24 protein-coding genes are annotated in these 26,137 nt (G+C 64.4%); 9 read left to right on the top strand and 15 right to left on the bottom strand.

Going from position 1 to position 26,137, the window contains the following annotated elements; all coding sequences use genetic code 11:
* Window positions 1-51 precede the first annotated feature (51 nt).
* Window positions 52-2,010, top strand: a complete 1,959-nt coding sequence (locus tag AB2N08_RS05555; RefSeq protein ID WP_367609637.1) for a phosphatase PAP2 family protein — start codon at window positions 52-54, stop codon at window positions 2,008-2,010.
* A gap of 79 nt (window positions 2,011-2,089) precedes the next feature.
* Here AB2N08_RS05555 and AB2N08_RS05550 read toward each other — a convergent pair whose 3' ends face one another.
* Complete coding sequence (locus AB2N08_RS05550) at window positions 2,090-2,437, bottom strand: hypothetical protein (RefSeq protein WP_367609636.1); 348 nt, start codon at window positions 2,435-2,437, stop codon at window positions 2,090-2,092.
* 268 nt (window positions 2,438-2,705) lie between these two features.
* Complete coding sequence (locus AB2N08_RS05545; RefSeq protein WP_367609635.1) at window positions 2,706-4,982, bottom strand: hypothetical protein; 2,277 nt, start codon at window positions 4,980-4,982, stop codon at window positions 2,706-2,708.
* Window positions 4,983-5,171: 189 nt separating this feature from the next.
* Here AB2N08_RS05545 and AB2N08_RS05540 point away from each other — a divergent pair, with 189 nt between their 5' ends.
* Window positions 5,172-7,271 (top strand): putative bifunctional diguanylate cyclase/phosphodiesterase, encoded by a 2,100-nt coding sequence (locus tag AB2N08_RS05540; RefSeq protein ID WP_367609634.1) that lies wholly within the window; start codon window positions 5,172-5,174, stop codon window positions 7,269-7,271.
* A gap of 192 nt (window positions 7,272-7,463) precedes the next feature.
* Here AB2N08_RS05540 and AB2N08_RS05535 read toward each other — a convergent pair whose 3' ends face one another.
* The 11 genes from AB2N08_RS05535 to AB2N08_RS05485 all read right to left on the bottom strand — a co-directional run bounded on the left by AB2N08_RS05535 (window position 7,464) and on the right by AB2N08_RS05485 (window position 18,774).
* Complete coding sequence (locus AB2N08_RS05535) at window positions 7,464-8,147, bottom strand: OmpW/AlkL family protein (protein WP_367609633.1); 684 nt, start codon at window positions 8,145-8,147, stop codon at window positions 7,464-7,466.
* 67 nt (window positions 8,148-8,214) lie between these two features.
* Window positions 8,215-9,576, bottom strand: coding sequence for an SGNH/GDSL hydrolase family protein (locus AB2N08_RS05530; protein WP_367609632.1), 1,362 nt, complete (start codon window positions 9,574-9,576; stop codon window positions 8,215-8,217).
* A gap of 260 nt (window positions 9,577-9,836) precedes the next feature.
* Window positions 9,837-10,868, bottom strand: a complete 1,032-nt coding sequence (locus tag AB2N08_RS05525; RefSeq protein WP_367609631.1) for an L-threonylcarbamoyladenylate synthase — start codon at window positions 10,866-10,868, stop codon at window positions 9,837-9,839.
* 1 nt (window position 10,869) lies between these two features.
* Window positions 10,870-12,072, bottom strand: coding sequence for a 5-(carboxyamino)imidazole ribonucleotide synthase (locus AB2N08_RS05520; protein WP_367609630.1), 1,203 nt, complete (start codon window positions 12,070-12,072; stop codon window positions 10,870-10,872).
* Window positions 12,073-12,076: 4 nt separating this feature from the next.
* Window positions 12,077-12,577, bottom strand: coding sequence for a 5-(carboxyamino)imidazole ribonucleotide mutase (gene purE / locus AB2N08_RS05515; protein WP_367609629.1), 501 nt, complete (start codon window positions 12,575-12,577; stop codon window positions 12,077-12,079).
* Window positions 12,578-12,580: 3 nt separating this feature from the next.
* On the bottom strand, window positions 12,581-13,477 hold the full coding sequence (locus AB2N08_RS05510) for a phosphoribosylaminoimidazolesuccinocarboxamide synthase (protein ID WP_367609628.1): 897 nt from the start codon (window positions 13,475-13,477) through the stop codon (window positions 12,581-12,583).
* Between the two features lie 276 nt (window positions 13,478-13,753).
* Window positions 13,754-14,818 carry a class II fructose-bisphosphate aldolase gene (fba, locus tag AB2N08_RS05505; RefSeq protein WP_367609627.1) on the bottom strand — a complete coding sequence of 355 codons (1,065 nt, stop codon included), beginning with the start codon at window positions 14,816-14,818 and terminating at the stop codon, window positions 13,754-13,756.
* A 109-nt stretch (window positions 14,819-14,927) separates the two neighbouring features.
* Window positions 14,928-16,376: a pyruvate kinase gene (gene pyk / locus AB2N08_RS05500; RefSeq protein ID WP_367609626.1), complete on the bottom strand. Its 1,449-nt coding sequence runs from the start codon at window positions 16,374-16,376 to the stop codon at window positions 14,928-14,930.
* 55 nt (window positions 16,377-16,431) lie between these two features.
* Entirely contained in the window at window positions 16,432-17,640 is a 1,209-nt protein-coding gene (locus tag AB2N08_RS05495) for a phosphoglycerate kinase (RefSeq protein WP_367609625.1), read from the bottom strand.
* 38 nt (window positions 17,641-17,678) lie between these two features.
* Window positions 17,679-18,023: an AzlD domain-containing protein gene (locus AB2N08_RS05490; RefSeq protein ID WP_367609624.1), complete on the bottom strand. Its 345-nt coding sequence runs from the start codon at window positions 18,021-18,023 to the stop codon at window positions 17,679-17,681.
* Window positions 18,016-18,774, bottom strand: coding sequence for an AzlC family ABC transporter permease (locus tag AB2N08_RS05485; protein ID WP_367609623.1), 759 nt, complete (start codon window positions 18,772-18,774; stop codon window positions 18,016-18,018). The genes AB2N08_RS05490 and AB2N08_RS05485 overlap by 8 nt, the downstream gene beginning before the upstream one ends.
* Before the next feature lie 224 nt (window positions 18,775-18,998).
* Here AB2N08_RS05485 and AB2N08_RS05480 point away from each other — a divergent pair, with 224 nt between their 5' ends.
* From AB2N08_RS05480 to AB2N08_RS05470, 3 genes are all read left to right on the top strand, one after another.
* Window positions 18,999-19,193 carry a zinc-finger domain-containing protein gene (locus AB2N08_RS05480; RefSeq protein ID WP_343026248.1) on the top strand — a complete coding sequence of 65 codons (195 nt, stop codon included), beginning with the start codon at window positions 18,999-19,001 and terminating at the stop codon, window positions 19,191-19,193.
* Between the two features lie 162 nt (window positions 19,194-19,355).
* Window positions 19,356-20,363: a YheT family hydrolase gene (locus AB2N08_RS05475; RefSeq protein WP_367609854.1), complete on the top strand. Its 1,008-nt coding sequence runs from the start codon at window positions 19,356-19,358 to the stop codon at window positions 20,361-20,363.
* Between the two features lie 4 nt (window positions 20,364-20,367).
* The gene (locus AB2N08_RS05470; RefSeq protein ID WP_367609622.1) at window positions 20,368-20,955 is read left to right on the top strand and encodes a DUF2946 family protein; all 588 of its coding nucleotides are present in this window, start codon (window positions 20,368-20,370) and stop codon (window positions 20,953-20,955) included.
* A 21-nt stretch (window positions 20,956-20,976) separates the two neighbouring features.
* Here the strand turns inward: AB2N08_RS05470 and AB2N08_RS05465 are convergent, their stop codons facing one another.
* On the bottom strand, window positions 20,977-22,563 hold the full coding sequence (locus AB2N08_RS05465; RefSeq protein WP_367609621.1) for a M48 family metalloprotease: 1,587 nt from the start codon (window positions 22,561-22,563) through the stop codon (window positions 20,977-20,979).
* Window positions 22,564-22,639: 76 nt separating this feature from the next.
* Between AB2N08_RS05465 and moaC the strand changes: the two genes are divergently transcribed.
* The 3 genes from moaC to AB2N08_RS05450 all read left to right on the top strand — a co-directional run bounded on the left by moaC (window position 22,640) and on the right by AB2N08_RS05450 (window position 24,474).
* Window positions 22,640-23,146 (top strand): cyclic pyranopterin monophosphate synthase MoaC, encoded by a 507-nt coding sequence (gene moaC, locus AB2N08_RS05460; RefSeq protein WP_367609620.1) that lies wholly within the window; start codon window positions 22,640-22,642, stop codon window positions 23,144-23,146.
* A gap of 106 nt (window positions 23,147-23,252) precedes the next feature.
* The gene (locus AB2N08_RS05455) at window positions 23,253-23,588 is read left to right on the top strand and encodes a type IV secretion system DNA-binding domain-containing protein (protein WP_367609619.1); all 336 of its coding nucleotides are present in this window, start codon (window positions 23,253-23,255) and stop codon (window positions 23,586-23,588) included.
* Between the two features lie 232 nt (window positions 23,589-23,820).
* Entirely contained in the window at window positions 23,821-24,474 is a 654-nt protein-coding gene (locus AB2N08_RS05450) for a flagellar brake protein (protein WP_367609618.1), read from the top strand.
* Between the two features lie 15 nt (window positions 24,475-24,489).
* On the opposite strand, the gene AB2N08_RS05445 is transcribed toward AB2N08_RS05450, so the two are convergent.
* Window positions 24,490-25,413: a MerR family transcriptional regulator gene (locus tag AB2N08_RS05445; protein ID WP_367609617.1), complete on the bottom strand. Its 924-nt coding sequence runs from the start codon at window positions 25,411-25,413 to the stop codon at window positions 24,490-24,492.
* A 163-nt stretch (window positions 25,414-25,576) separates the two neighbouring features.
* On the opposite strand from AB2N08_RS05445, the gene AB2N08_RS05440 reads away from it, so the two are divergent.
* Entirely contained in the window at window positions 25,577-26,032 is a 456-nt protein-coding gene (locus tag AB2N08_RS05440) for a fasciclin domain-containing protein (RefSeq protein ID WP_367609616.1), read from the top strand.
* The last annotated feature ends 105 nt before the right edge of the window (window positions 26,033-26,137 follow it).

The raw sequence follows: 26,137 nt of genomic DNA, 5'->3' as shown, positions 1-26,137 counted from the left end.
CTCCATATCATCCCTTCAATTTTTCGCCTCACCACCATTGAAGGGTATTGCATGCATCACGTCGTTCTGCGCGGTCTTCCGCTCGCCATCGCCATCAGCGCCGCCCTTGCGCTTTCCGCCTGCGGCGGCTCCGACCACCACGAAGAACCGGCTGCTGTCGCCATCGTCATCCCGGCCGCGCCTCTGGACCAGGGCGCCGCCGATACCGCGCCGGTGCCAGGCGTACTCGCCTTTGTCGACACCGCCGCCACCAACCAGCGCGGCGACGCCCGCTACGCCACCCTGGCCACCAATGCCGGCGTGCGCATCCTGGGCGGGATGCTCGACATCTTCAAGCCGGTGAGCGAACTCGTCGATGCCGGCCAGACCGCACCAGCACTCGACGGCTTCCCGGCCGTCGCCGCTTCGACCTGGACCGGTGTGCCGAACGACGGCACCAACGGCGGCACGATCGTCAACGCCGCCGTGCACAACGCGAACATCGACTACGTGGTGCGCGCCACCGCCAGCCGCACCGCCGAACAGTCGCTGCTGGCCTACCTCGACGACCGTCGCGGCAAAGGCTACAGCGTCACCGGCGGTATGGGTCCGCTGACCGATGCCTGGCGCAGCGCCACCCGCGCAACTACCACCATCAACGACATGCCGGCGGACGCGACCACCGTCAAGTACGAAGACGGCGGCAACAACAATGGCGTCGGCGGCGCCGCCAATGCCGACTTCGGCAAGGTCGTCGACCTGGTCAACGCGATGGGCGGCAACGGCTCGACCGAGCCGGCCAAGCGCTTCTACAAATACGCGCGTCCGTTCCGCTGGAGCAGCGCGGTTCAGGTCGTGCCGCAACTGGAACCGGCCAAAAGCGCCACGCCCGGCACCGACGGCGGTTTCACCAGCGGCCACTCGGCCGAAGCAACCCGCAACGCGATCGGCATGGCCTACGTACTGCCGGAGCGCTACCAGGAACTGGTCGGCCGTGGCCTCGAACTGGGCGAAAGCCGCATCCTGGCCGGCATGCACTCGCCGCTCGACGTGATCAGCGGCCGCGTGCATGCGCAAGCCGTGGCCACCGCCAACCTGCTGGCAGCCAGCGCCGCCACCCGCGCCGCTGCCCGCGAGCAGGCCCAGACCACGCTGATGAAGCTGACCAATACGACCGCAAGCACCTTCCCGGACTACGCCGTCTCGGGCACGCCTGCCAACGACCGCTTCGCCGACTACGCCGCCAGCCGCGCCAACTACGTGCGCCGCATGACCTACGGCCTGCCGTTGATCGGTTCGACCACCGCCCCGGCCGTCGTGCCGAAAGGCGCCGAAGTGCTGCTGGAAACGCGCTTGCCGTATCTGACGGACGCGCAGCGCCGCGTGGTGCTGAAAACCACCGCGATCGGTTCGGGCTATCCGACACTGGACGATGTTGAAGGCTGGGGCCGCCTGAACCTGTTCGCTGCGGCCGAAGGTTACGCCGTCTTCACCGGCAACGTCGTGCTGAACATGGACGCGAGCAAGGGCGGCTTCCACGCAGCGGATCGCTGGCGCAACGACATCACCGGCAGCGGCAAGCTGGTCAAGCAAGGGTCGGGCGTGTTGAAGCTGGGCGGCAAGAATGCCTGGACCGGCGGCACGCAGGTGGAAGGCGGTTCGCTCGAGGCACTGTCGGCAACGGCCTTCGGCACAGGCGACGTGTATGTGGCCGGCGGCGGCACCGTCATCAATAACGCGGCAAGTGCATTGGTCGTGGGCGGCAAGTACACCCAGCTGACCGGCGCGGCGCTGGAACTGCGCCTGGGCGCGGCCCAGGGCGGACGCCTGAGCGTGACGGGCGCCGTCACCATTGGCGGCGGTACGCTGCGCATCAAGTTCCAGGACGGCGTCAAGCCGGCCGTGGGCGACACCCTCACCGTCATCAGCGCGGCGAGCCTGAAGGGCAAGTTCGAGACCATCACGGTCGACGGCTTCACCGTGACGCCGACGTATACCGAGACGGGCCTGCAACTGCGCCTGGGTTCGTAAAGCGTCGTAGCGTTGGATAGAAAATGGGACCGGGTTCATCGCGAACCCGGCCCCTTTTTTCGCCCGTCCATGTTGAAACTTACTCGTCGAATTCTTCCGCCAGATTCTTCCAGCCGCGGCTCTTGGCGAACGCGGCGAACTCTTCCGGCGCCTCGAGCACGATCAGGCGGCTTTCTTGCAGGCCCGGGTCGCTGTGGCCAAAATCGGGCCCCTTGTACCCGACCGCGCGCAAGCGCTCGATCAGCTGGCGTACCAGGACGGTGTCCTTGTAGGCGCCGGGATCGAGCTTGGCAGCGAATTCCACGTACACATCGATGATCCCGTAACCCTCGTCGAAGATGCGGATCGCCTTGACGTCGAGGGTACGGCCGTTGCTGTCCTTGGCCTGGAAGGCGCCGGACAGTTCAATATCGGTATCAGTAGTCATGGTGGAAGCATAGCACCGCGAGCGTTCATGGTGCGTTACCGGACGCGTGGCCGTCTCGCCACAGCGCAAAAAGTTACCGCTTGGAAAAGCCGGTGTCAGGTCTGACATTCGGACACGGCCTCAGCCCTAATATTTTGTGTTTCATCTTAAGAGCAACAATTTGCAGGCATATTGTTTGACATTAAAATTGAAACTGGGCTTCGTTTGTCAGGCAACAACCTAAAGCTGAGGTCGTGTCCGAATGTCAGACCTGACACCGGCTTTTTTTTTACACTTCCCACTGCAACTTGAACGTCAACGACCGGCTCCGCTCATCCACCAGCGGCAGCTTGTCGTCGACGATTCCCAGCGATACGATCCGACCGTGCCGCCACTGGTAGCGATACAGCAGCGAGCGGTGCACTTGCCTGTCGTTCCATGCCTCAAGCTGCGTCACGCCGTCGTCGCGACGCGCTGCCCATGTGTTTTGCGCCAGCAGCCGCACCGAATCGCGCGGGCTGAAGTGGACAATAGCCAGCGCGCGCCAGGCCGTATCCGAAAACGCCGGCTGGCCCAGCGTGCCCTGCACCCAGGCCCGGTTCACGTGATTATCCAGCTCCAGCGACCAGCCGCGCACCAGCGGAAAGCGCAGCCCCACGTCCAGGATCACGTTTCCGCCCGGCCCCACGCGGTCGGCATCGGCGTCCAGCTGGCGGCCCAGCGCCGCTTCCAGCGCGATCTTCGATATCCACGGCGCCGGCGTCGTCTCCACGCCAAAGTTGATCACACGCGTGTCGTGCAGGCGCCCGCCTGGCCGCGCGCGCTGGCGATCAAACCCCAGCTCGGCCCACACGCCCGTGCGCCGCGTCGCAGCCATCCAGACGCCGGGCCGCAGCTTGCGCTCGACCGTCTCGCCGCCCTTCTGACCAGTGATGTCGTCAGCCAGCGTGCGCATCTCGTGCAGGATCAGGTATGTCTCGAACTCGTATAGCTCGACGCCACCGAGCGACTGCGGCCCGAAGATGCGGTTGATCGAGCCGGTGGCGCGCGCGATGCCCGCTTGCGGCACGAAGCCGTTGTCGTTCACGAAACCGGGCGCGATCGCTTCCACTTCGGCTTCGTGCCACCAGCGTTCGGACTTGTGCAGGTATTTGCCCCACAGGTAGCCGCCGGAGCGCCCGGCCAGGCGGGCCGGTTCGTCATCGTCGGTAAAGCCGGCGGTCGTGCGCGACATCATCGCCACACCGGACAGTTGCCGCTGCACGCCATCGTCACCCTCACCGCGCCACTGCGCATCGACGCCAACGACGTCATTGCCGCCGAAGCGGTGATAGTCGCGCTGCGAGGCAAAAGCGCCCAGCAGCAGGCCCTCCTGATGCCAGCGCGCGCGCGCCAGACTCGCTACGGTGCGCTTCGTCTGCACGTATTCCAGCGTCTCATATGGTTTGCCGCGCAGGATCAGGCCGCCCGGCTCGTCGCGCAGACTCATTGCCGTGGCGTCGGCATGCGCCGCGCGCCAGGTTGCGCGCAGGCCGTATTCGGGATCGTTCACCGTGCGTGAATAAAAGGCCGGCAGCGGCAGGCCGAGCACGTCGGCGCTCTCCAGGAAGAAGCCGCGTTTCTCGGGCAGCGAGAGCGCGATATTGCCCGCGCCCTGCGACACCGGCTCGTCGATCTCGACCTGCGAGTAATCGGGATTGATGGTCGCATTGAAGACCCAGTCGGCGCGCGGGCGGGCATTGATTTCCAGGCCCAGTTCGGCCTGGCTGCCGCGCGTGCGCGCCCCCGGCATGGCGGCGCGTTCGCTGCGCACCGTCAGTTCGGGGCGCAGCTCGAGAAAGCGCCGGTCGCGCACCGCTTCTACCGTCGCGTCCATGCCTTCGATCTCCTGCAAGAAGCTCAGGTGACTGAGCGCGTCGATCCGGAACGGCGCCGACACCAGCAGCATGCCGTCGGCGTGCGGGATGCTGCGCTCGACCATCACGCGCCAGTTGCGCCCATCGGCGTACGGAAAGCGCAGGTTCGACAGTGGCCAGCGCACTTCCATGCTGTAGCCGTCAGGCAGGATGGTCACCGCTGTCTCGACCGGGAAGTCAGGCCCCAGATCGGATTCGTCATCCTCGGCGCGGTGCATGCCGTCGCTGACGACGCCGGCCGTGTTGATGCGCACGAACTGGGCGTTGCGGCCATGGCCGGCCGGGTCGATCCAGATGCCGATGAAATCCTGGTCGACAGCGACCTTGTCGCGCCGCGCCAGCAGGCCGCGGCGCAGGTCCGGCGCGTCGTCCCAGGCGCGGATGCCGAACACCAGCGCGCCGTCATCGACCAGCAGCTGCACGCTTGTTTTCAAGGCGCCGGGCGCCGGCGCGCCATCGCGCGGCTGGTGCTTGTGGAAGTCTTCGTACACGGGCGCGCGGCGCCATGCGACGTCATTCAGGATGCCATCGATGCGCGGCGTGTCGGCGGCCGCGATACGCTGCGCGCGCAGGCCGGCGCCACGCGCGTCGCACACGTACAGGACGGCGGAGAGCAGCAAGCCGAGACAGGCGAACGAAGTGGGCGACATGGATAGCACCGGAACACGAAGCCGGTCAGTCTAGCATGCAGGTTGCCAAAAAGAAAACTCACGGTTGCTCCCGAGCGTGTTTATCACGTCCGAACCGTGTCGCATGCCCGAAGTGCGCTACCATCAGATGCGCACCGCATGACCAGTCTCATGTCGATGCATTTTTCTCCTCGCCTGAGAGGTACGAGCTTGACGCACCCTGTATCCGATCCGTCCGTACCCGACGATGGACAAGTGTTGTCGCTCGACCTGTTGCTCAGCAACCTGCCTGGCGCCGCGTACCGCTGTCGTTTCGATGACGACTGGAGCATGGAGTTCATCAGCGACGGCGTGGAAAAGCTCACTGGTTATTCGGCCGCTGCCTTCACCGGCCACCCTGGCCTGTCGTTCGCGAGCATCATCCTGCCCGAGGACCGCGCCAGCGTGCACGGCGCGGTGGCCAATGCCCTGCACCTTGGGCAGCCATTCCAGGTCACGTACCGCATCCGTACCGCCGCCGGCGACGTGCGCTGGCTCTGCGAACAGGGCGCGCTGAATCTGCGCGGCAGCGAGCCAGGCCGGCTCGAAGGCTTCCTGTCCGATTTCACGCGCCTGAAACAGGCCGATCTCGTGATTCTCGAGCAGGCGTCCTTTCTACAGCGGGCGCGCGATGCGATCATCGCGATGGACATGATCTCGCGCATCAGCTACTGGAACCAGGGCGCTGAACGCCTGTATGGCTGGAGCGCCCAGGAGGCAGTCGGCAGGCGGTTCTGCGAGCTGTTGTGCGATGAGCCGGCAATGTACGAAGCCGCGTTTGCGCAGACGCTGGCCGAAGGCGAATGGTCGGGCGAACTGGCCCATGTGCGGCGCGACGGGTCGGCTGTCGACACCGACACCCGCTGGACCCTGCTGGCGCCCGATGCGGCCACGGGCGCAGGCCAGAAAATCCTCGTGATCGCCAGCGATATCAGCGAGCGCAAGATCAGCGAAGCGCGCATCTTCCGGCTTGCGTTCTTCGACCACCTGACCGACCTGCCCAACCGCGTAAACCTGCTCGACCACCTGCGCCGCGCCCTGATCGGCAGCGCGCGCACCGGCCACTGCGGCGCGCTGATGTTCTGCGACCTCGATAACTTCAAGTACCTCAACGACAGCCAGGGCCACGCCGCCGGCGACCTGCTGCTGCAGGCGGTGGCGCGCCGCCTCGAAGGCTGCGTGCGCGAAGCGGACATGGTGGCACGCCTGGGCGGCGACGAGTTCGTGGTGCTGATCCAGCCGGTGGAAGACTCGCGCGATTCGGCCGCGCTGCAGGCCGAGACGGTGGCCGCGAAAGTGGTCGCCGCGCTGGCCGCGCCGTTCCAGCTGAACGAGCTGCATTACACCCTGTCGGTCAGCGTCGGCGTGGTCACGCTGTGCGGCACGCATGACACGGTCGAATCGACGCTGCGCCAGGCTGACGCCGCGATGTACCAGGCCAAGGCGGCCGGGCGCAACACGTTTCGCTTTCATGATCCGGCGGCGCAGGCCGCATGGTCGGCCCGGGCCGAACTCGAAGGTGGTTTGCGGCGCGCGCTGCAGCACGATGAATTCATCCTGCACTACCAGCCACAGCTCGACCGCTCGGGCCGCGTGATCGGCGCCGAGGCGCTGCTGCGCTGGCGCCAGCCCGATGGCAAGGTGTTAATGCCGGCGGGGTTCATTCGCGCCGCCGAAGAAAGCGGGATCATCATCGAGATCGGCAAATGGGTGCTGCGCACCGCCTGCGCCGAGCTGGCGCGCTGGCAGCGCCATCCCGACACGGCCGGCCTGACGCTGTCGGTGAACGTCAGCGCGCGCCAGTTTACCGAACACGATTTCGTGGCGGTGCTCGAGGCGATATTCGCCGAGACAGGCGTGCAGCCCTCAAGTCTGAAGCTCGAACTGACCGAAAGCCTGGTCGTGACCGACTTCACGCAAACAGCGCACACGATGGCCACGCTCAAGCGCCAGGGCCTGTCGTTTTCGCTGGACGACTTCGGCACCGGCTACTCGTCGCTGGCCTACCTGCGCAAGCTGCCGCTTGACCAGCTCAAGATCGACCACTCGTTCATGCGCGATGTACTCACCGACCAGAACGACGCGTCGATCGTGCGCTCGATCATCGCGCTCGGCGACAGCCTGGGGCTGCAGGTGATTGCGGAAGGCGTCGAGACACATGGACAACGCCAGTTTCTGGCCGATGCAGGATGCCATATCTACCAGGGCTTCCTGTACCAGCGGGCGATCAGCGCCGACTTGTTCACACAGTACGCGAGTACGGTGCATTGATTGTGCCCCATTGACGCCAGCACGTCGTTTCAGCGGAGGCTGGAACCCAAGTTTTAAACGACCACTTGCATCAAACGTAGTGGGCTGCGCACGCAACTTGGGTTCCCGCCTCCGCGGGAGCGACGGGCTGCTGCCAACACACACAAAAAAGCCCGCACTAGGCGGGCTCTCGTCACACGGCTCGCGCCGCGCTTAAAACTTGTAACCCACCGCCAGCACGATCGCCACCGGATCCAGTTTCATGAACTGGGTCTGGCCGGTCGAGAAGTGCACGTCGGTGCGCAGGCGCGTCTTGATGATCGTCGCGTCGGCGAACCAGCGCTCGTCGAAGTTCATCGCCACGCCCACTTGCGCGCTGTAGGTCAGCTTGTTGTCGATCTTGAAGGTGGTTGGCACGTCGCTGCCCGGATTGGTGATCGAGGTCAGCTTGCCCGAACCGCGTTCCTTCATGAAGTACGCGTACGTTGGGCCCACGCCGATGAACGGACGGAAGGCCGCGGTCGGCGCGAAGAAGCGGTACTGGAAGAACGCGGTCGGCGGCAGCGCCTCGACCGTGCCTACCGAGCCCACGCCGGCAATCGCGCCCGCACCGTAGATCTGGTGCTTGTAGGGCGTGCCAAGCGCACCTTCGACCGAGAGATTGTCGGTGAAGCTGTACGAGAGGATGAGCACTGGCTGCATGTCGTTGCCGACGTCGGCCTTGGTGCCTGGCAGTGCCGGCGCGCTGATGTCGCCGCTTTCGACTTTTGGCATCAGGCGGTTGAAACCGACTTTGGCGGTGATCTGGCCGGCCGACTGTGCCGAGGCGCCGGTGGCGAACGCCAGTGCGGCAGCCACACCCGCGACTTTAGCGATGCTGTTGAAACGAACTTTCATGACTTCTCCTGATAGATGTGTGAGGGCCCGCCGCCAGGGGCAGGCCCACCGCTGTCGATAACCTGATTTACAGCCAGCCCTTGATGGCCATGTCCTTGAAGACGTAGCGGGCGATAAGGTCGTTCTCGAACGGAGTCGGGTGGATCCCGTCGGCGAACATGTAGCGGCTCACATCACCGGCAACCGTGTTGTTGGCGGTGCAGATCAGCGAGGTCGTGCCCAGCGCATTGGCGGCGCAAGCCGGCGTGCTGGTGTTGGTCAGGCCATACGGGCCAGGATTTTTCACCTGGTCATTGCTGACGGTGTACAGGTCCGAGTACAGCACGCGCGCATCGTCGGCGCCCAGGCCGGCCTTGAGCTGCGTGTTGAACGCGTTGACCATGGCGGCGACCAGCGACTGGATCGCGGCTGGCCGCGATTTCGCGGTCGGCGTGCTGGCCACGTCTGGCAGGTTGGCGACGATCACGTACTTCGCGCCCTTGGCCAGCAGTTCGGTCTTGACCAGGCCGGCCATCTGCGCACCGGCGGTGCCCAGCGCCGTCACCATCGCGGTGGCGTTTGCGGTGGCGTAGGCCCCCGCAGCGGTGTTACCGGCGGCAGTGCCATCGGCTTGTGCAGCGGCCACGATCGGGCCATACACGGCTGGCGCAGCAATCGCCGAGTTGCCTGGTTGGGTGGCGGCGGCGCGCACGGCAGCGGCGACCAGCGTCGCATCGGTCTTGCCTGGGCGGGCATTCTCGGTGGCGATTGCGGCCAGGATGGCCTGGGTGGCAGTCTGCGGGTTGGTGGCGGTGGCGCCCAGGCGGGTGGCCAGGGCGACGGCGAAGGCTTGCGCGCCGGCAGCGGTGCCGGCGTTGGTCACGGCGGCCAGTTGCATCAGCACGTCATTGCCGCCCGACAGCACCGTCACCAGCTCGGTGCCGGTGAACTTGTTGCCGGTCTTGGCCAGGTGGTTGGCGATCTGGGTGACCATTGGGGTGGTCATTTCACCGATCGGCGAACCGGTCGCGGCATTGCCCGGGCCGATCGGATTGATCACCCGCGAACCGCCCTGGGCGTAGTTGAAGCAATTGGCATGGTTGACGATCGGGACCGAGAAGCCCAGCGATGCGTCGCCCTGCAGGCCGGTCTGCGCCGCGCATGGCGCCGGCAGTTTCAGCTGGGCGGCGATGAAGTCAAGCCAGATCTTGCCGTTCAGGTCTTCGTTCTTGGCGGTGCTGTCACCGTTGATGGTGAACTTGCCGCCGCCGGCCGCCGCTACGGCGCCGACACGGTAGGTGCCGACGTCCGACAGGCTGTCGCCGAAGGAAACCTGGTTGGTGAACGTGACCTTGGTGGCCTGGTCGCCACCGGCTGGGCTCGTGCCGCCGCCGCACGCGGTCAGCAGCGCTGCCGTCAGCACGGCCAGCGCAAATTTGGTTTGACGCATTGTGTCTCCTGAGTTGAATTTTTTCTAAACGAACGCTCGTGCTATTCGCCGCTTCGTTACTATGCCAGCGTTCATTTCCCATGTATAGCAAAATCCATTGCAGGAATGGTTGTTGCGATTCGCATCGGTTGGAATGGACGGGTCTGGCTGTCGGGATCGGATTATAACCAGCCTTTTCTCTGCAGAAAGAGGCGATTTTGTAACGGTGGCTGGCAATATGCAGTGTGCTTATCCCACATCAATTGATTCGTTGATATAAGTTAAACTTTTGGCTGACTATTGAGCAAACCGTGGACGATGCCGGTGGAACCGTGCGCGGCGCGGCGCAAGCGGTCGTTGACGCCGAGCCACTCGCCATGCTGCGGCGGTGCTTCGACCAGGATGACGTCGGCGCCCTGCCCGTCCAGCGCGCGCAGCGCGGCGTACAGCGCATGGGCGAAGCCAGCCGGGCGTGGCGGCAGGCGTTGCGCGGCATGGGTCTCGGGCATCGTGCTCACGTGGATCAGCGCGACCTTGCGGCCGGCAGCGTGCAGTTGCGCGATCGTCTCGAGCAGCACGCTGCGTTCCTGCATCGCCACTGGCGTGTGCGGCGCGTAATGCGATTCGAGCGTACCCGAAGCGCGCGGTGCGGCGGCGTCCGGCGCGCTCGGGACGCGCTCGATCACGGCGGCAATCGATTCGGCGCTGATGTGACCAGGCCGCAACAGTACCGGACCAAGCGTGGCCAGGCGCGACAGGTCGACAATCGTCGATTCGATGCCGACCTGCGACGGGCCGCCATCGAGCACCATCGCCACGGTATCGTCCAGTTCGAATTCGTCGACCACGTGATCGGCCAGCGTCGGGCTGACATGCCCGAATTTATTCGCCGACGGCGCGGCGATGCCGCCCTTGCCGCCCTTGAAGGCGCGCAGCAGCGCCAGCGCCACCGGATGCGATGGGCAGCGCAGCCCCACCGTGTCCTGGCCGCCGCTGACGGCATCGGGGATGTTGGCGGCGCGTTTCAGGATCATCGTCAGCGGGCCGGGCCAGAAGGCCGCGGCCAGCGCGGTGGCCTCTGGCGGGATGTCGCAGGCCCAGTAGTCAAGCGGGGCTTCGGGGGCCAGGTGCACGATCACCGGGTGATCTTGCGGGCGGCCCTTGGCGGCATAGATTGCGGCCACCGCGGCCGGGTTTTCGGCGTCGGCGCCCAGGCCATACACGGTTTCGGTCGGGAAAGCGACCAGTTCGCCCGCTTCGAGCAGGCGGGCGGCGGTGTCGATGACCGACTGGTCGATTTGCTGGTCTTGCATATTATGCGTCGATGCCGAGGATGGCGCAGGCGGCGCGCAGATGCTCCTGCGCCTCTGCCAGGGTTGGCGCGACAAAGGTCACGTGGCCCATCTTGCGGGCGCGGCGCGGATCGTCCTTGCCGTACAGGTGCAGGTTCGCGCCCGGCAGCGCCAGCACGCGGTCCCAGGCCGGTTCGCGCGCGCTGTCGCTGTCTGCTTCAAACCAGACGTCGCCCAGGATGTTGAGCATCACGCTCGGCGAATGCTGGCGCACGTCGCCCAGCGGCAGGCGCGCCATCGCGCGCACCTGCTGCGCGAACTGGCTCGTGATGCACGCATCTAACGTGTAGTGACCGCTATTGTGCGGGCGCGGCGCCATTTCGTTGACGACCAGCGTGCCGTCTTCCAGCACGAAGAACTCGATGCACAGCACGCCCACGTAACCCAATTGGGCGACGATGGCGCGCGCCGCATCCTGCGCCTGGCGTGCGCATGTGTCAGACACGTTCGGGCCCGGCACGGTGGTGGTAAACAGGATGCCGTCGCGGTGCACGTTCTCGGCAATCGGGTACACGACCGAGGCGCCATCGTGGCCGCGCGCGGTCAGCACCGACACCTCGTACGCGAGCGGCAGCATCTTTTCGAGCAGGCAGGTCACGCCATCCATGCCGTCGAAGGCAGCGCGCACGTCGTCGCGCGTGCGCACGCGCACCTGGCCCTTGCCGTCGTAACCCATGCGCACGGTTTTCAAAATGCCCGGCAGCAGATCGTCGTCGATGGCGTCGATGTCGGCGTGCGAAGCGATCGTCTTGTGCGGCGCCGGCATCACCTTCGACGTGGGCGCGCACTCGACAAAGAAGCGCTTTTCAAGAATGCGGTCCTGGGCGATCGACACGCACGACGCGGCCGGCGCGACAAAACTGCCTTCGGCCAGCAGCTGCAGGCTGTCGGCCGGGACGTTCTCGAATTCGGTCGTCACGGCCGCGCACAGCGCGCGCAGTTTGGCCAGCGCGGCCGCATCGGCATACGCGCCTTCGATCGTGCGGTCGGCAACCTGCCCGGCCGGGCAATCGGCGCTTGGCTCGAGCACGGCGACCTTGTAGCCCATGCTTTGCGCGGCGTGCGCGAACATGCGGCCAAGCTGGCCGCCGCCCATCACGCCGAGCCAGGTTGACGGCTCGGCCGATGGAAGGTACGGAGAAGAAGTCTGCTGCGGCTGGGTCATCGGATCAAACAGGTAAAGTCATCGCCTGGGCGGCGGCGGTCTGGTCGCGGCGGAACTGCTCCAGTTGCTCGGCCAGCGCGTCGTCGCCAGCGGCGAGGATGGCCACGGCGGTGAGGGCCGCGTTGGCGGCGCCGGCTTCACCGATGGCGAACGTCGCCACCGGCACGCCTTTTGGCATCTGCACGATCGACAGCAGCGAGTCTTCGCCACGCAGATACTTCGACGGCACGGGCACGCCCAGCACCGGCACGATGGTCTTGGCGGCCACCATGCCAGGCAGGTGGGCCGCGCCGCCAGCGCCGGCGATGATGGCCCGCAGGCCGCGCGCGCGCGCGGTCTCGGCGTAGGTGAACATCTCGTCCGGCATGCGGTGGGCCGAGATGACTGATGCCTCAAAAGGTATATTGAACTGCTTCAGGATCGCGACCGCGTTCTGCATCACGTCCCAGTCGGACGACGAACCCATGATGACGCCGACCAGTGGTTTGACTTGCTGCTCGCTCATCGCTCAGGCCTTCAGCTTTTCGCCGGTCAGGCGTTCGATGGCCTCGAAATACTTGGCCTGTGTCTTGTCGATGACATCTTGCGGCAGCGCCGGCGCCGGCGCGGTCTTTGGCCACTCGGTCAGCGTCTCGAGGTAGTCGCGCACGAACTGCTTGTCGAACGACGGCGGCGACATGCCCGGCGCGTACGAATCGGCTGGCCAGAAACGCGACGAATCGGCGGTCAGCACTTCGTCCATCAGGTGCAGCACGTTGTTGTCATCGAGGCCGAATTCGAACTTGGTGTCGGCGATGATGATGCCGCGCGTGGCGGCGTATTCGGCAGCGGTGGTGTACAGCTTGATGCTGATGTCACGCATTTGCGCAGCCAGCTCGGCACCGATTTTTTCTTCCATCTGGGCGAACGAGATGTTTTCGTCGTGCTCGCCCAGGTCGGCCTTGGCGGCCGGGGTGAAGATCGGCTCCGGCAGCTTTTCGGCCTGTTGCAGACCGGCTGGCAATTGGATGCCGCAGATGGCGCCGCTTTGCTGATAATCCTTCCAGCCCGAACCGATGATGTAGCCGCGCACGACGGCTTCGACCATGATCGGCTTGAGGCGCTTGGCCACGACGGCGCGGCCGGCAACCTGTTCGACCTCATTCGGCGCGACCACGCTCTCCGGCGCCACGCCGGTGAGGTGGTTCGGCACGATGTGGCCGAGCTTCTCGAACCAGAAATCGCTCATCTGGTTCAGTACCTTGCCCTTGCCGGGAATCGGCTCGTTCATGACCACGTCGAAGGCCGACAGGCGGTCGGTGGTGACGATCAGGATCTTGTCGTCGCCAACGGCGTAGTTATCGCGCACCTTGCCGTGACCGAGCAGTGGCAGGGACTGAATGGAGGATTGGTAGAGGCTGTTCATAGATGGGGTATCAGGAAAGCGGAACCGGCGGAACGGGCCGCCGGTTGAGAAAGTCAGGCGGTATGGCCTGGTCAATGCGATATTTTACGTCAAAACGGTGGGGCGTCGGCCAACCACGGACCTTGATACTCGCCCCGCGCCCTCAAAGCGTCGTTCCCGCGGAGGCGGGAACCCAAGTTATTCAGCGCAGTGGCAAGCTCAAACTTAACCACGGTTCATGCAAACTTGGATTCCCGCCTTCGCGGGAACGACGTTGTTCGGGGGCGGTGGTGACGCTTACTGAACGATCTGCGCCAGCTCGCCAGCCTTGTAACGCTCGGCCATCTTTTCCAGCGGGACCGGCTTGATCTTGTCAGCCTGGCCTTCGCAACCGAATGCCAGGAAGCGCGCCTTGCACACGTCCATCGCGGCTTCGCGCGCCGGCTTCAGGTAGTCGCGCGGGTCGAACTTCGACGGGTTCTGGAACATGTACTTGCGGATCGCCGCCGTCATCGCCAGGCGAATATCGGTGTCAATATTGATCTTGCGGACACCGTGCTTGATGCCCTCCTGGATCTCTTCGACTGGCACGCCGTAGGTCTCTTTCATGTCGCCGCCGAATTCGCGGATGATTGCCAGCAGCTCTTGCGGCACCGACGACGAACCGTGCATCACCAGGTGGGTGTTCGGGATGCGCGCGTGGATTTCCTTGATGCGGTCGATCGCCAGGATGTCGCCGGTAGGTTTGCGCGTGAACTTGTAGGCGCCGTGCGAGGTGCCGATGGCAATGGCCAGTGCGTCGCACCCGGTGCGCTTGACGAAGTCGGCGGCCTGGTCGACGTCGGTCAGCAACTGCTCGCGGGTCATGGCGCCGTCGGCGCCGTGGCCGTCTTCCTTGTCGCCCATCATCGTCTCGAGCGAACCGAGCACGCCCAGTTCTGCTTCGACGGTCACGCCGATCGAGTGCGCGAACTTGACGACTTCTTGCGAGACAGCCACGTTGTATTCATAGCTGGCCACGCTCTTGCCATCGGCTTCGAGCGAACCGTCCATCATCACCGAGGTGAAGCCCGAGCGGATCGCGGCCATGCAGACCGCCGGCGACTGGCCGTGGTCCTGGTGCATGACGACAGGAATGTGCGGGTAGGCTTCGACCGCAGCGTCGATCAGGTGACGCAGGAACGCTTCGCCCGCGTACTTGCGCGCGCCGGCCGACGCTTGCATGATCACCGGGCTGTTGCAGGCGTCGGCGGCAGCCATAATGGCCGTCACTTGCTCCAGGTTATTGACGTTGAATGCTGGCAGGCCATAGCCGTTTTCGGCGGCGTGGTCCAGCAACTGACGCAGTGATACGAGTGCCATGGTAGTACTCCAAACAATAAAGAAACCTGTCGGAAAGCGACAGCCGCCGAGCGCGGCATGCCACACAAGCGGCATGCCGTGGACGCATCAGGCGGCGCGCCGCTTCCCGTTAATCATATTCGCCCACACGCACGATCTTGAGCGCATTGGTGCCGCCGGCTTCGCCCATTGGCGAGCCCCAGGTCACCACGATCAGATCGCCCTTGCGCACGAACCCTTGATTCATCAACAGCTCTTCCGCCTTGCGCAGCACGGCGTGGCTGCCGCCTTCCTGCTCGAGGTGGAATCCTCGCACGTTGCGGTACAGCGCCGCCTTGCGCTCCGTCGTCTTGAGCGGGGTGAGGGCGAAAATCGGCGTGTCGATGCTGTGACGGCTCATCCACAATGCGGTCGAGCCCGATTCGGTGAGGGCCACGATCGCCTTCACGCGCAGGTGATGTGCGGTGAACAGCGTGCCGTAGGCAATCGACTGGTCGATGCGGGTGAATTCCTTGTTCAAGAAGTCGGCATCGACCTTGTTGTACTCGGACAGTTCGGCTTCGAGGCAGACTGCGGCCATCATCTCGACGGTCTCGATCGGGTACTTGCCCGATGCGGTCTCGGCCGACGTCATGACGGCATCGGTGCCATCGAGCACGGCGTTGGCAACGTCCGATACTTCTGCGCGGGTCGGCACGGCGTTGACGATCATCGACTCCATCATCTGGGTCGCGGTGATGGCCAGCTTGTTCGAGTCGCGCGCCATGCGGATCATGCGCTTCTGCAGCGCCGGCACGGCGGCGTTGCCCACTTCGACGGCCAGGTCGCCACGGGCCACCATGATGCCGTCCGACGCGTCCAGGATCTCTTGCAACAGCGGAATCGCTTCGGCGCGCTCGATCTTGGCGATCATCATCGGCTTGTGGCCGTACGGCTCGCCGGCGATATTGGCCAGCTGGCGCGCCATTTCCATGTCGGTCGCGCTTTTCGGGAACGAGATGGCCAGGTAATCGGCCTGGAAGCTCATCGCGGTCTTGATGTCTTCCATGTCCTTCGAGGTCAGCGCCGGCGCGGTCAGGCCGCCGCCCTGGCGATTGATGCCCTTGTTGTTCGACAGCTCGCCGCCAACCTTGACGGTGGTGCAGATTTCGTGACCGGCGACGCGGTCGACGACCAGCACGATCAGGCCGTCATTGAGCAGCAGCTTGTCGCCCGGCTTGACGTCGCGCGGCAGCGCCTTGTAGTCCAAGCCCACGCGTTCCTGGTTGCCCAGTTCGCCGTTTTCGCCCCACTTGGCGTCCAGGATGAAGCGGTCGCCATTGGTCAGGAAGATCTTGCCTTCTTCAAATTTGCCGACGCGGATCTTGGGGCCCTGCATGTCGGCCATGATGGCCACTTCACGGCCGCATTCCGCAGCAGCGCGGCGAACCAAGTCTGCCCGGTCGATGTGATCCTGGGCCTTCCCGTGCGAAAAGTTCAGGCGCACGACGTCGACGCCGGCGCGGATCATTTTGACGAGAATATCGAAGTCGGTCGACGCTGGGCCGATGGTTGCAACGATCTTGGTGCCACGGTACATAGATTGTCCTTGTAAAAAACAAAGCGCAGCGGGTAGCTGCGCTTGGGTCTCATTGTTATGACTGCGCGCTACGCTGCAGCAGGATATCGACCGCTGGCAGCGTTTTCCCCTCCAGGAACTCGAGGAAGGCGCCGCCGCCGGTCGAAATGTAGCCGATCTGGTCGGCAATCTTGTATTTTGCAATCGCGGCCAGGGTGTCGCCGCCGCCGGCGATCGAGAAGCCCCGTGAACCTGCGATGGCCAGCGCCAGGGTCTTGGTGCCCTCGGCAAACTGGTCGAATTCGAAGACACCAACCGGACCGTTCCAGACGATGGTGCCGGCCTTGGCGACCTGCTCTGCCAGCATGGCGGCGGTCTGCGGGCCGATGTCGAGGATCATGTCGTCGTCCTGTACGTCCGCAACGAGCTTGACGGTGGCGACGGCGGTCGGGGCGAACTCTTTCGCGCACACGACGTCGACGGGAATCGGCACTTGCGCGCCGCGCGCAGCCATTTTCTCGATGATCTCTTTGGCTTCGTTCACCAGGTCGTTTTCGACCAGCGACTTGCCGATGTTCAGGCCAACGGCCTTCATGAACGTGTTGGCGATGCCGCCGCCGACGATCAGGTTGTCGACCTTGTCGGCCAGGCTTTGCAGGATGGTGAGCTTGGACGAGACTTTCGAGCCGGCGACAATCGCCAGCAGCGGGCGCTGCGGCTGGCCGAGGGCTTTGCCGAGTGCGTCGAGTTCAGCAGCCAGCAGCGGACCGGCCGCGACGATCGGCGCGAACTTGGCGATGCCGTGGGTGGTCGCTTCGGCGCGGTGCGCGGTACCGAAGGCATCGTTGACGTACACGTCGCACAGCTTGGCCATCTTCTGGGCCAGTTCGTCGTTGTTTTTCTTTTCGCCCACGTTCACGCGGCAGTTTTCCAGCAGCACGACCGCGCCCGGCGCGACGTCGACGCCGTCGATCCAGTCCTGTTTCAGTGCAACAGGCTGGCCGAGCAGCTCGGACAGGCGCGCGGCGACTGGCGCCAGGCTGTCTTCCGGCTTGAACGCGCCTTCCGTCGGACGACCAAGGTGCGACGTCACCATCACTGCCGCGCCCGCCTTGATGGCGGCCTGGATCGCCGGCACCGAAGCGCGAATGCGCGTGTCTTCGGTGATATTGCCAGCGTCATCTTGCGGCACGTTCAGGTCGGCGCGAATGAAGACGCGCTTGCCCTGCAGGGCATGTTGATCGATCAGGTCTTGCAAACGGGTGAAACGGCGAGAAGCGTCCATTGGTCAGCGTGGCAATAGTGAAAAAACGTCATTGTACATTAGCCTGCGGCGCCGAAAATGTGCAGGACGCGCAGCGCTGTAAACACCAGCATCCCGAATAAAATCGTTAACAACATATTACGCCGCCACGCGTAAAACGCGAACGCGGCGATCCCCGCCAGCAGCTTCGGATTGGCCAGCGTAAACTGCACCTCGCCCTGCTGATCGATCAAAAAATCGGGCCCGATGATGGCCGCCAATGCGCAGGCCGGCGCGTAGCGCAGCATTTCCTGCACCCGTGGCGGGATCGACACGCGGTGGCCGATCAGCCAGAACGAACTGCGCGTGGCGGCCGTGGCCACGCACAGCACGCCGATCACGACCCAGATTTCCCAATCAGCCACGGCGCGCCTTTATCTTGTCCATTGTTTCTTCGATGACCATCGCAGTCACCATACCGACCAACACCGCCAGCAGCAAGCCCAGCTTGTACGGCAAATCGTAGGCCAGCACCGAGACCACGCCCGCCACCAGCACGCCGCACAGGGCCGCATGGTTGATCATCAACGGCACCATGATGCAGAGGATGGCCAGCGTGCCGGCAAACCCAAGACCCCACTCGGCCGGCACGGCGCTGCCCAGGAAGATGCCGATCACCGAGCCGGTCTGCCATGCGCCCCAGTTCGGGAACATCAAGCCTTTCAGGTACGACAATTTACCGATTGCCGGCGTCGGACTCGGATAGCGCTGCAAGAACAGCGCGACGGAGATATCGCCCGAGATATAGCCGAGATACAGGCGCTGGCGCCACGGCAGGTGCGCGAAGTGCGGGGCAAGCAGTGCAGAAAAGATCACAAACCGAAGATTGACCACCAGTGCTGTGGCAAAGATGACCCAGATCGGCGCCTGGGCCGCAATCAGCGGCAGCGACGCCAGCTGCGCCGAGCCGGCGAATACCAGTAAGGTCATGCCCAGCGCTTGCGGCACGGACAGGCCGCTCTTGACCATGGCGATGCCCACCACCAGGCCCCAGGCGGCGATGCCGAACAGGGTCGGCAAGCCGGTCTTGAAACCTTCGCGGAATGCGTCGGGATTGGGTGCGTCGCCGAGAGTGACCGGGGACTGGCCGGCCGGCTCGCCGCCGTTCACGGGCATGCCCGCGTTGCATTTTTGCAACGTACAGGCGTCGACATGACGGCTGGTACGACAGCGGCGGTCTTGAAACGGGCGGGCATGAAACGCATGGACAGGGGGTGTCGCCACTTGATAAAGGGGCGCTTAAGCTCAATATGTTGAGCGCATTATTTTACGGTCATTTCGACAATAGAGCGAATCCGTTAGAATCCTGTCTTTGCCCACCTGCCAGACGGAGACACCAGATGACCCAAAAGACGATGCCGATCGTGGAACTCACGGCCAAAGACCTGCCGGCGCACTGCCCGAACCCGGCCATGCCGCTGTGGTCGTCGCACCCGCGCGTCTTCCTCGATTTCGACCACCACGGCGACGCGAAGTGCCCGTACTGCGGCACCGGCTATCGTCTGGCGCCAGGCACGGTGCTCAAGAACCACTAATCTTGTTGTATTTCCTGTCCCCGCAGGCGTCCGCACGTCGTTCCCGCGGAGGCGGGAACCCAAGTTTGCTCGAGATGTCCGGTACTGTGAACCTCTTGGCTATGCATCGGACTTGGGTTCCAGCCTTCGCTGGAACGACGTTCTTGCGCTAACTTGTTTCCCATGCCCTACCGCGCACCAAGCTGGCTGCCTGGCGGCCATCTTCAAACCATCTATCCGGCGACCTGCATCGCCAAGCCGCCCGTCGCCTACCGGCGCGAGCGCTGGGCCAGTGCGGACGGCGACTTCGTCGATCTCGATTTTGTCGACGGCCAGCCGGGCCAGCCGCTGGTGGTGCTGTTTCACGGGCTCGAAGGCTCATCCAACAGTCATTACGCACGCTCGTTGATGGCGGCGATCGCCGCGCGCGGCTGGTCGGGCGTGGTGCCGCATTTCCGGGGCTGCTCGGGCGAGGCGAATCTGGCGCCGCGTTTTTATCACTCGGGCGACGCGGCGGAAGTCGAGTGGATCGTGCGCGCCCTGCGCGCCCGTCATGACGGGGTGTTCTACGCGGCCGGTGTGTCGCTGGGCGGCAATGCGCTGCTGCGCTGGCTGGGCGAATCGGGCCATGGCGCATCGATCGTTGACGCAGCGTGCGCGGTCTCGGCCCCGCTTGACCTGGCGCGCGGCGGCGCGGCGCTGTCGTCCGGTTTCAATATGCTGTACACCCGGATGTTCCTGCAAACGCTCAAACCCAAGTGCCTGGCCAAGCTGGAACAATTTCCCGGCCTGTTCGACCGCGCTGCGCTGCTGGCCGCGCGCGACCTGTACGCGTTCGACAATGTAGTCACCGCGCCGCTGCACGGCTACCGCGACACCGACGACTACTGGCACCGCGCCAGCGCGCGTCACGTGCTGGACGCCATCACGGTGCCGACGCTGGTGCTCAATGCGCGCAACGATCCATTCTTGCCGGGGGTGCACTTGCCGACGGCGGCCTCAGGCGCGGTGACGCTCGAGTATCCGGCCACCGGCGGCCACGTCGGCTTTCCGACCGGGCCGTTTCCGGGGCGGATCGACTGGCTGTCGCAGCGCATCCTGCAGCATTTCGATCTGGTGCATGGGAATTGGGACGACAGGCGGGACGACAGGCGCGCGCTGAGCGATGCCGAACTATGCGATGCTGGCTGACACCATGGACGATATCGTAAAACAGGCAATGGCCAAGTGGCCGAACGTGCCGCACTGCTACGGCTGGCTCGCGCTCGATGCACGCGGTCACTGGCGCATGCGCGACGAAGCCGCCCAGCAGGCCGGCACGCCCGGCGACCGGCTGGACAACCAGAAACTGGTGGGCTTCATCAACCGCAACTACCTGCACGACGAGCGGGGCAACTGGTATTTCCAGAACGGACCGCAGCGCGTGTACGTGAACCTGGAAGTGGCGCCGTTCATTGCGCGCACCGATCCGCAGCAGGGCTTGTTGTTGCAGACGGGGCAGGCGCTGACGGACGTCGAGCAGGTGTACCTGAGCGATGCCGGCGCCGTGCTGTTTGTCGCGGGTGACGTCGTGGCGCAGCTCGATGACCGCGATGTGGCGCAGGTGCTGGGTCAGTTTGAACCCGATGGCGCCGCCGCATCGGACGAGGCCGTGATGGCGTGGCTCGACGGTGGCGCCGGCACGTTGACGCTGCCGTGGCATGGCAAGCGGTTCACGGTGGAGCGGGTCGACGGCAACGCGTTCGAGGGTCGGTTCGGCTTCAACAAGATCCCGACGCCATAGCGACGGCGACAGCGGCGACCGTCAGTCGTCTTTCTCTTCCTTGTCTTTCTTTTGCTGCGCTTCGAGTTCGCGCGCACGCGCATCGATCACGGCCTGGTCGTAGAACGATACGTCGCCCGCCTTGCGCGCCAGCTCGAGCTGCGCCATCGCTGCCGGCGTCGCGCCGGCCAGCACATACGATTCGGCCAGCGCCATATGCTGCAGCGCGATCTTGCCCTGCTTCGCGTAGGCCTTGGCCAACAGATCCTGCAGCTTGTATTCTTCGCGATATTGCTGCGACTGGTCACGCAGGAAGCGCGTGGCCTCGTCGAGTTTACCCGTCGCGATCATGGCATCGGCGTACTGGTGCGCCAGCGCGCGCGACAGCGGGAAGCGCCCATGCATCGCCTCGGCCTCTTTCACGGCCTCGGCCAGCTTCGCGGGCGGCTGGCCCGGCGCCATCTTGATCTCGATCGCCAGGCCCGCGTACATGGTCGCGCCATCGCCGACATTCGACGCCACCGACAGCACGCCCTCGCGCGGCTTCATCGTCTCACGCGATTTGTCGAGCCAGCTCTGCGCATCGGCCAGGTTGCCCTGCTTGAGCGCCAGGTATGCCAGGCCGTATTGCGCGCCGGCCTGCTGCTGGCGGTGCGTTTCCTTGAGTTGCGCCTGGAAGGCGGTGCGCGTGTTGCGCTGGCCCTGCTCGCTTGGTTCCTGCAGCACGCGGATGCGCGCGCGCACCAGGTGAAAATCGAGGCTGTCGACGCGCTGCTTTTTCGGCATCTCGCGGATGCGCGCCTGCATGTCGCTGATGCGCTCCTGGGTCAGCGGGTGGCTGCTCAGGCTGCTCAAGCCGGCCGGCAGGTCGCCATACAATTTGGACGCATTCTGCAGGCGCCGGAAAAACGCGACGATGCCGGTCGTGTCATAGCCGCCGGCCTCCATGATCTGGAAGCCCACGCGGTCGGCTTCGCGCTCGGCGTCGCGGCTGAAGTTCAGCTGGCGCTGGACCACCAGGCCCTGCCCGCCCATCAGCACGCCCATCGCTGCGTCCGAGCCGGCCTTGGCAGCCAGCGCCGCCAGGATCAGCGAGGCTAGCGGCAGCAAGATGTCCTGGCGCTGCTGGCCCAGCATGCGCGCGATGTGGCGCTGCGTGACGTGGCCGATCTCGTGCGCCATCACACCGGCCAGTTCGGATTCGGTCTGGGCCGCGATCACCAGGCCCGAGTGCGCGCCGATGAAGCCGCCCGGCAGCGCGAACGCGTTCAGGGCCGCATCGCGCACGGCGAAGAAGTGAAAGTCGGCATTGGTTTCGCCGCGCGCGCCGGGGGCCGCCGCGACCAGGCCATTACCGAAGTGGTTCAGGTATTCGGCGATCGGTTCGTCGTCGAGGTAGTCGCGGTCGCGCCGGATATCGCGCATGATCTCTTCGCCGAGCTTACGTTCGACGACCGGCGACAGGTCGACCCGCGCGGTGTCGCCCAGCGTGGGCAAGTGGATGCGATCGGGGCGCCCCAGCGGATCGGATTGCCCGGCAACGGCAAATGCCGCTGTCGTGCACAAGGCCAGGACAGTCAGGATGGGGCGCCAGCGGCGCGCGGATGCTGGTCGGACGACAGATTTCACGGTGCTATGATAACCGTATCCGCATGCACTCTGCTGCTCTCAGAACACTTTGTTACCCAACGATACCGACTCCGTCATGACGACTTCCATCCCGACCGCAGACCATCTGACCCACTTCGACGCCACCGGCCAGGCCCATATGGTCGATGTCGGCGCCAAAGCGGACACGCACCGCATCGCAGTAGCCGCTGGCACCATCCGCATGCAGCCCGAGACACTGGCCCAGATCACGTCGGGCAGCGCCAAGAAAGGCGACGTGATCGGCATCGCGCGCATCGCCGCGATCATGGCGTCCAAGCGCACGAGCGATCTGGTGCCGCTGTGTCATCCGCTGCCGATCACGCGCGTGGCGGTCGATTTCGAGATCGACGAAGCAAACTCCCAGGTGCATTGCCGCGCGCAGGTGGAAACTATCGGCAAGACCGGGGTCGAGATGGAAGCGTTGACGAGCGTGCAGGTGGGCTTGCTGACCGTGTATGACATGTGCAAGGCGGTCGATCGCGGGATGGTGATGACCAATGTGCGGGTGTTGGAAAAGCACGGCGGCAAGAGCGGGGACTGGTCGGCGGCCATCGACGCCTGACTGTCCAGCGCTGTAGACAACGTCTTCACTCGGCCTATACTGATGGGCGACGCGGCCCTCGCGTCTTTCCTACTCAACCTGCATCAAGCCCGAGAGAGGACGTGCCATGAACGCCATCCCCACCTTCACCGCAGCGACTGTCCAGGTGAATTCCCTGCCGTACCAGGATGCTTTTTTCAAGATTGCCAATGTGTATGCGGACTCCACGCGCGTCAGCATGGAACAGCTGTGGCTTACCTCGTCGAGGATCATCATGGAAGAAACCATGAAGGCTTTCATCGAAGCGTCCCAGTCGTGCACGCAGGCGCTGTCGAAAAACGCGATGAATATCCAGCAGCAATCCTTCGGCCGGCTGCTCAGCGCCAACCAGAAGGCAGCAGAGATCATGGGCCAGAGCGTTGTCGACACCATGTCGGCCGGCTGGAAACCCGCCGCCAGGTAACACGCGCTCGTCACTCCCGATTCAACACGGCAGGCCAGACGCCATTCGGCGCCTGGCCTGCCGTCGTTTTTACACAGGCAACCTTACGCGGGCAATGTCAATATACCCATCCTGGCTGGGTACTGATATTATCATTTTTCTGCAGCAACATTCGCCAGCGTGTCCCCACCCGATGACCAGCGCCTTACCTCAAGAACAACTGCCTCACCTCGTTGAATTCGACACGTTGAATATGCAGGTCGGCCTGCGCCTGCAACTCATCACCCACCGGCAAGTCAAACCGGTCCAGCATTTCTCGACGCTCATCGGCTACATCCGGGATGAGTACCTGATCCTGAAAATTCCATTCGACGACGGTATGCCGATCGGCCTGACCGAGGGCGAACGCGTGACCGTCAGGGTGTTCTCGGGCGTGAGCGTGTGCTCATTTGCCTGCACGGTCGAGCGCGTGTTCGGGCGGCCCATGTTCTACGTGCACCTGTCATTTCCAACGTTAATCCAGGGCACCAGCTTGCGTGGCGCGATGCGGGTGCGGGCCGGGATTCCCGTGCGGGTGATCAGCGCGCAGCCCGACGTGCCGCCGATGGAATGTCTTCTGGCCAACGTGTCAGTGACGGGTGCGCGGATCGATTCGCCGCAGCCATTGCCGCCGGACGAATCCACGGTCGACCTGCAATTCAACCTGCTCACCCCGCCTGGCAACAGGGAAACGACGGTGCTCACCCGGGCCACGATCAAGAACCTGGCGGTGGGCAAGCCAGCGGCCGGCCAGGTGGAGGTGTACAGCTATGGCGTGCAGTTCCTGGACCTCGATCCGGTGCACTACGCGCTGCTGCAAAACATGACCTATGAGGCGTTGCTGGCCGATCGCGGCAAGATCGTCTAATCGCCCTATTTCTGCTCAGCCTTTGGGCATCGGCAGCCCTTCCGTGATGGCCAGATGCTCCATCGCATCTTCGAGCACGACCCGCGCCCGGCCGGCGGCCAGCGCCAGGCGCGCATGCAGCGCCGCATCGTCGGGATTGCGATGCAGGCACTGCTGACTATAGCGCTCGAAACTGGCGACCATCATCAGGATCTCGGACAAATGGCGCGGGCATTCGCAATCGACGCGGTTGCCGGCGGCAATGATATTGCCCAGCGCCTCGTCGTCGAAACGCGGCGGCGCGACGGGCGGCATCGACTGCTCGTGCATCGGCGGACGGTGGCCGGTCAGGGCCGACTGGCACAGCAACGCCAGTTCGGACAGGTCGGCCGGAATGCGCGCCACCAGACAACCCTGCGCGCGCAATGCACGGATCGTGGCACTGGAACAAAAGCGGTACAGCACCACCACGGCAGCAACGCCGCTGGCCTCGCGCGCCGCGGCGATCGGGGCCAGGCCGCTGTCGTCGAGTTCGGATTGCTCGATCACCAGCACGTCGGCGCCGACTTCGCGCGGCAACGCCAGCGCCTGCGCCAGGGTGGCGCAATGGCCGCGCACATCCAGGCCAAGCGCGCCCTGGCCGGTGGCGGCGATACGGCGCGACAGCATGGCGCCCACCAGCAGCACGCGTGCCGGCGTCGTCGCGATGGCTCTTGCCTGGCCGTCCAGACCCAGCATCGATTGCAGCTGATCGCGGTTCAAACCGGCCAGCACGCCGATCGAATGGCCCTGGTCGACCAGCTGCTTGAGCAGGCCAAGGCGCGCGACCTGTTCGGCCGAATACAGACGTTGGCCCCGCTCGGAGCGCTGGGCATCCGACAGGCTGTAGCGGCGCTCCCAGACGCGCAGCGTTTCCACTGGCAGACCAGCCAGACGCGCTGCCGCGCCGGTTCGGTACATGATCGGTTCATGACTTACTCTTAAGGAATTTTCCATTTCAGTGTCCCTTGATTGAACCTTAATTATGCTATAGAAACGGTGCACACGTTAGACAATACGAAAAAATCGGCCTACATTGGACTCAACGCGGTTCACAACGAACTGCAAAACCTACGGAGTCACAATGAAAAAATTTCTGATCGCACTGCCAATCGCCCTCGCCTTCGGTACCGCCAATGCTGCAGATATCGTTGATACCGCCAAATCGGCCGGCACGTTCAACACGCTCGTGACCGCCGTCCAGGCCGCCGGCCTGACAGAGACGCTGAAGGGTCCGGGCCCGTTCACCGTGTTCGCACCGACCGACGCAGCGTTCGCCAAGATTCCAAAAGCCAAACTGGACGCGCTGCTGAAGGACAAAGCCGCACTGACCAAGGTGCTGACCTATCACGTGGTGCCGGGCACCGTGAAGGCAGCCGATGTCAAGCCGGGTGACGTCAAGACCGTCGAGGGCAGCGCCTTCAAGGTGAAAGTCGCAGGCGGCAAAGTGATGGTCGACAAGGCCACCGTGACCAAGACCGACATCGTCGCCGACAACGGCGTCATTCACGTGATCGATACGGTCATCATGCCAAAATAATCACGGCGTTCCTGTACGTTAGAGAACCCTGAAGCGCCCCCGCCCCCCGGTAATGCCGGCGGCGGGGGCGTTGTCGTATGAGTCAATCCAGTGCGCATGGTAAAT

It is taken from the genome of Massilia aurea (genome assembly GCF_040790145.1).
Taxonomy (GTDB): Bacteria; Pseudomonadota; Gammaproteobacteria; order Burkholderiales; family Burkholderiaceae_D; genus Telluria; species Telluria aurea_C.
This window is presented reverse-complemented; position numbering and strand designations above follow the sequence as displayed.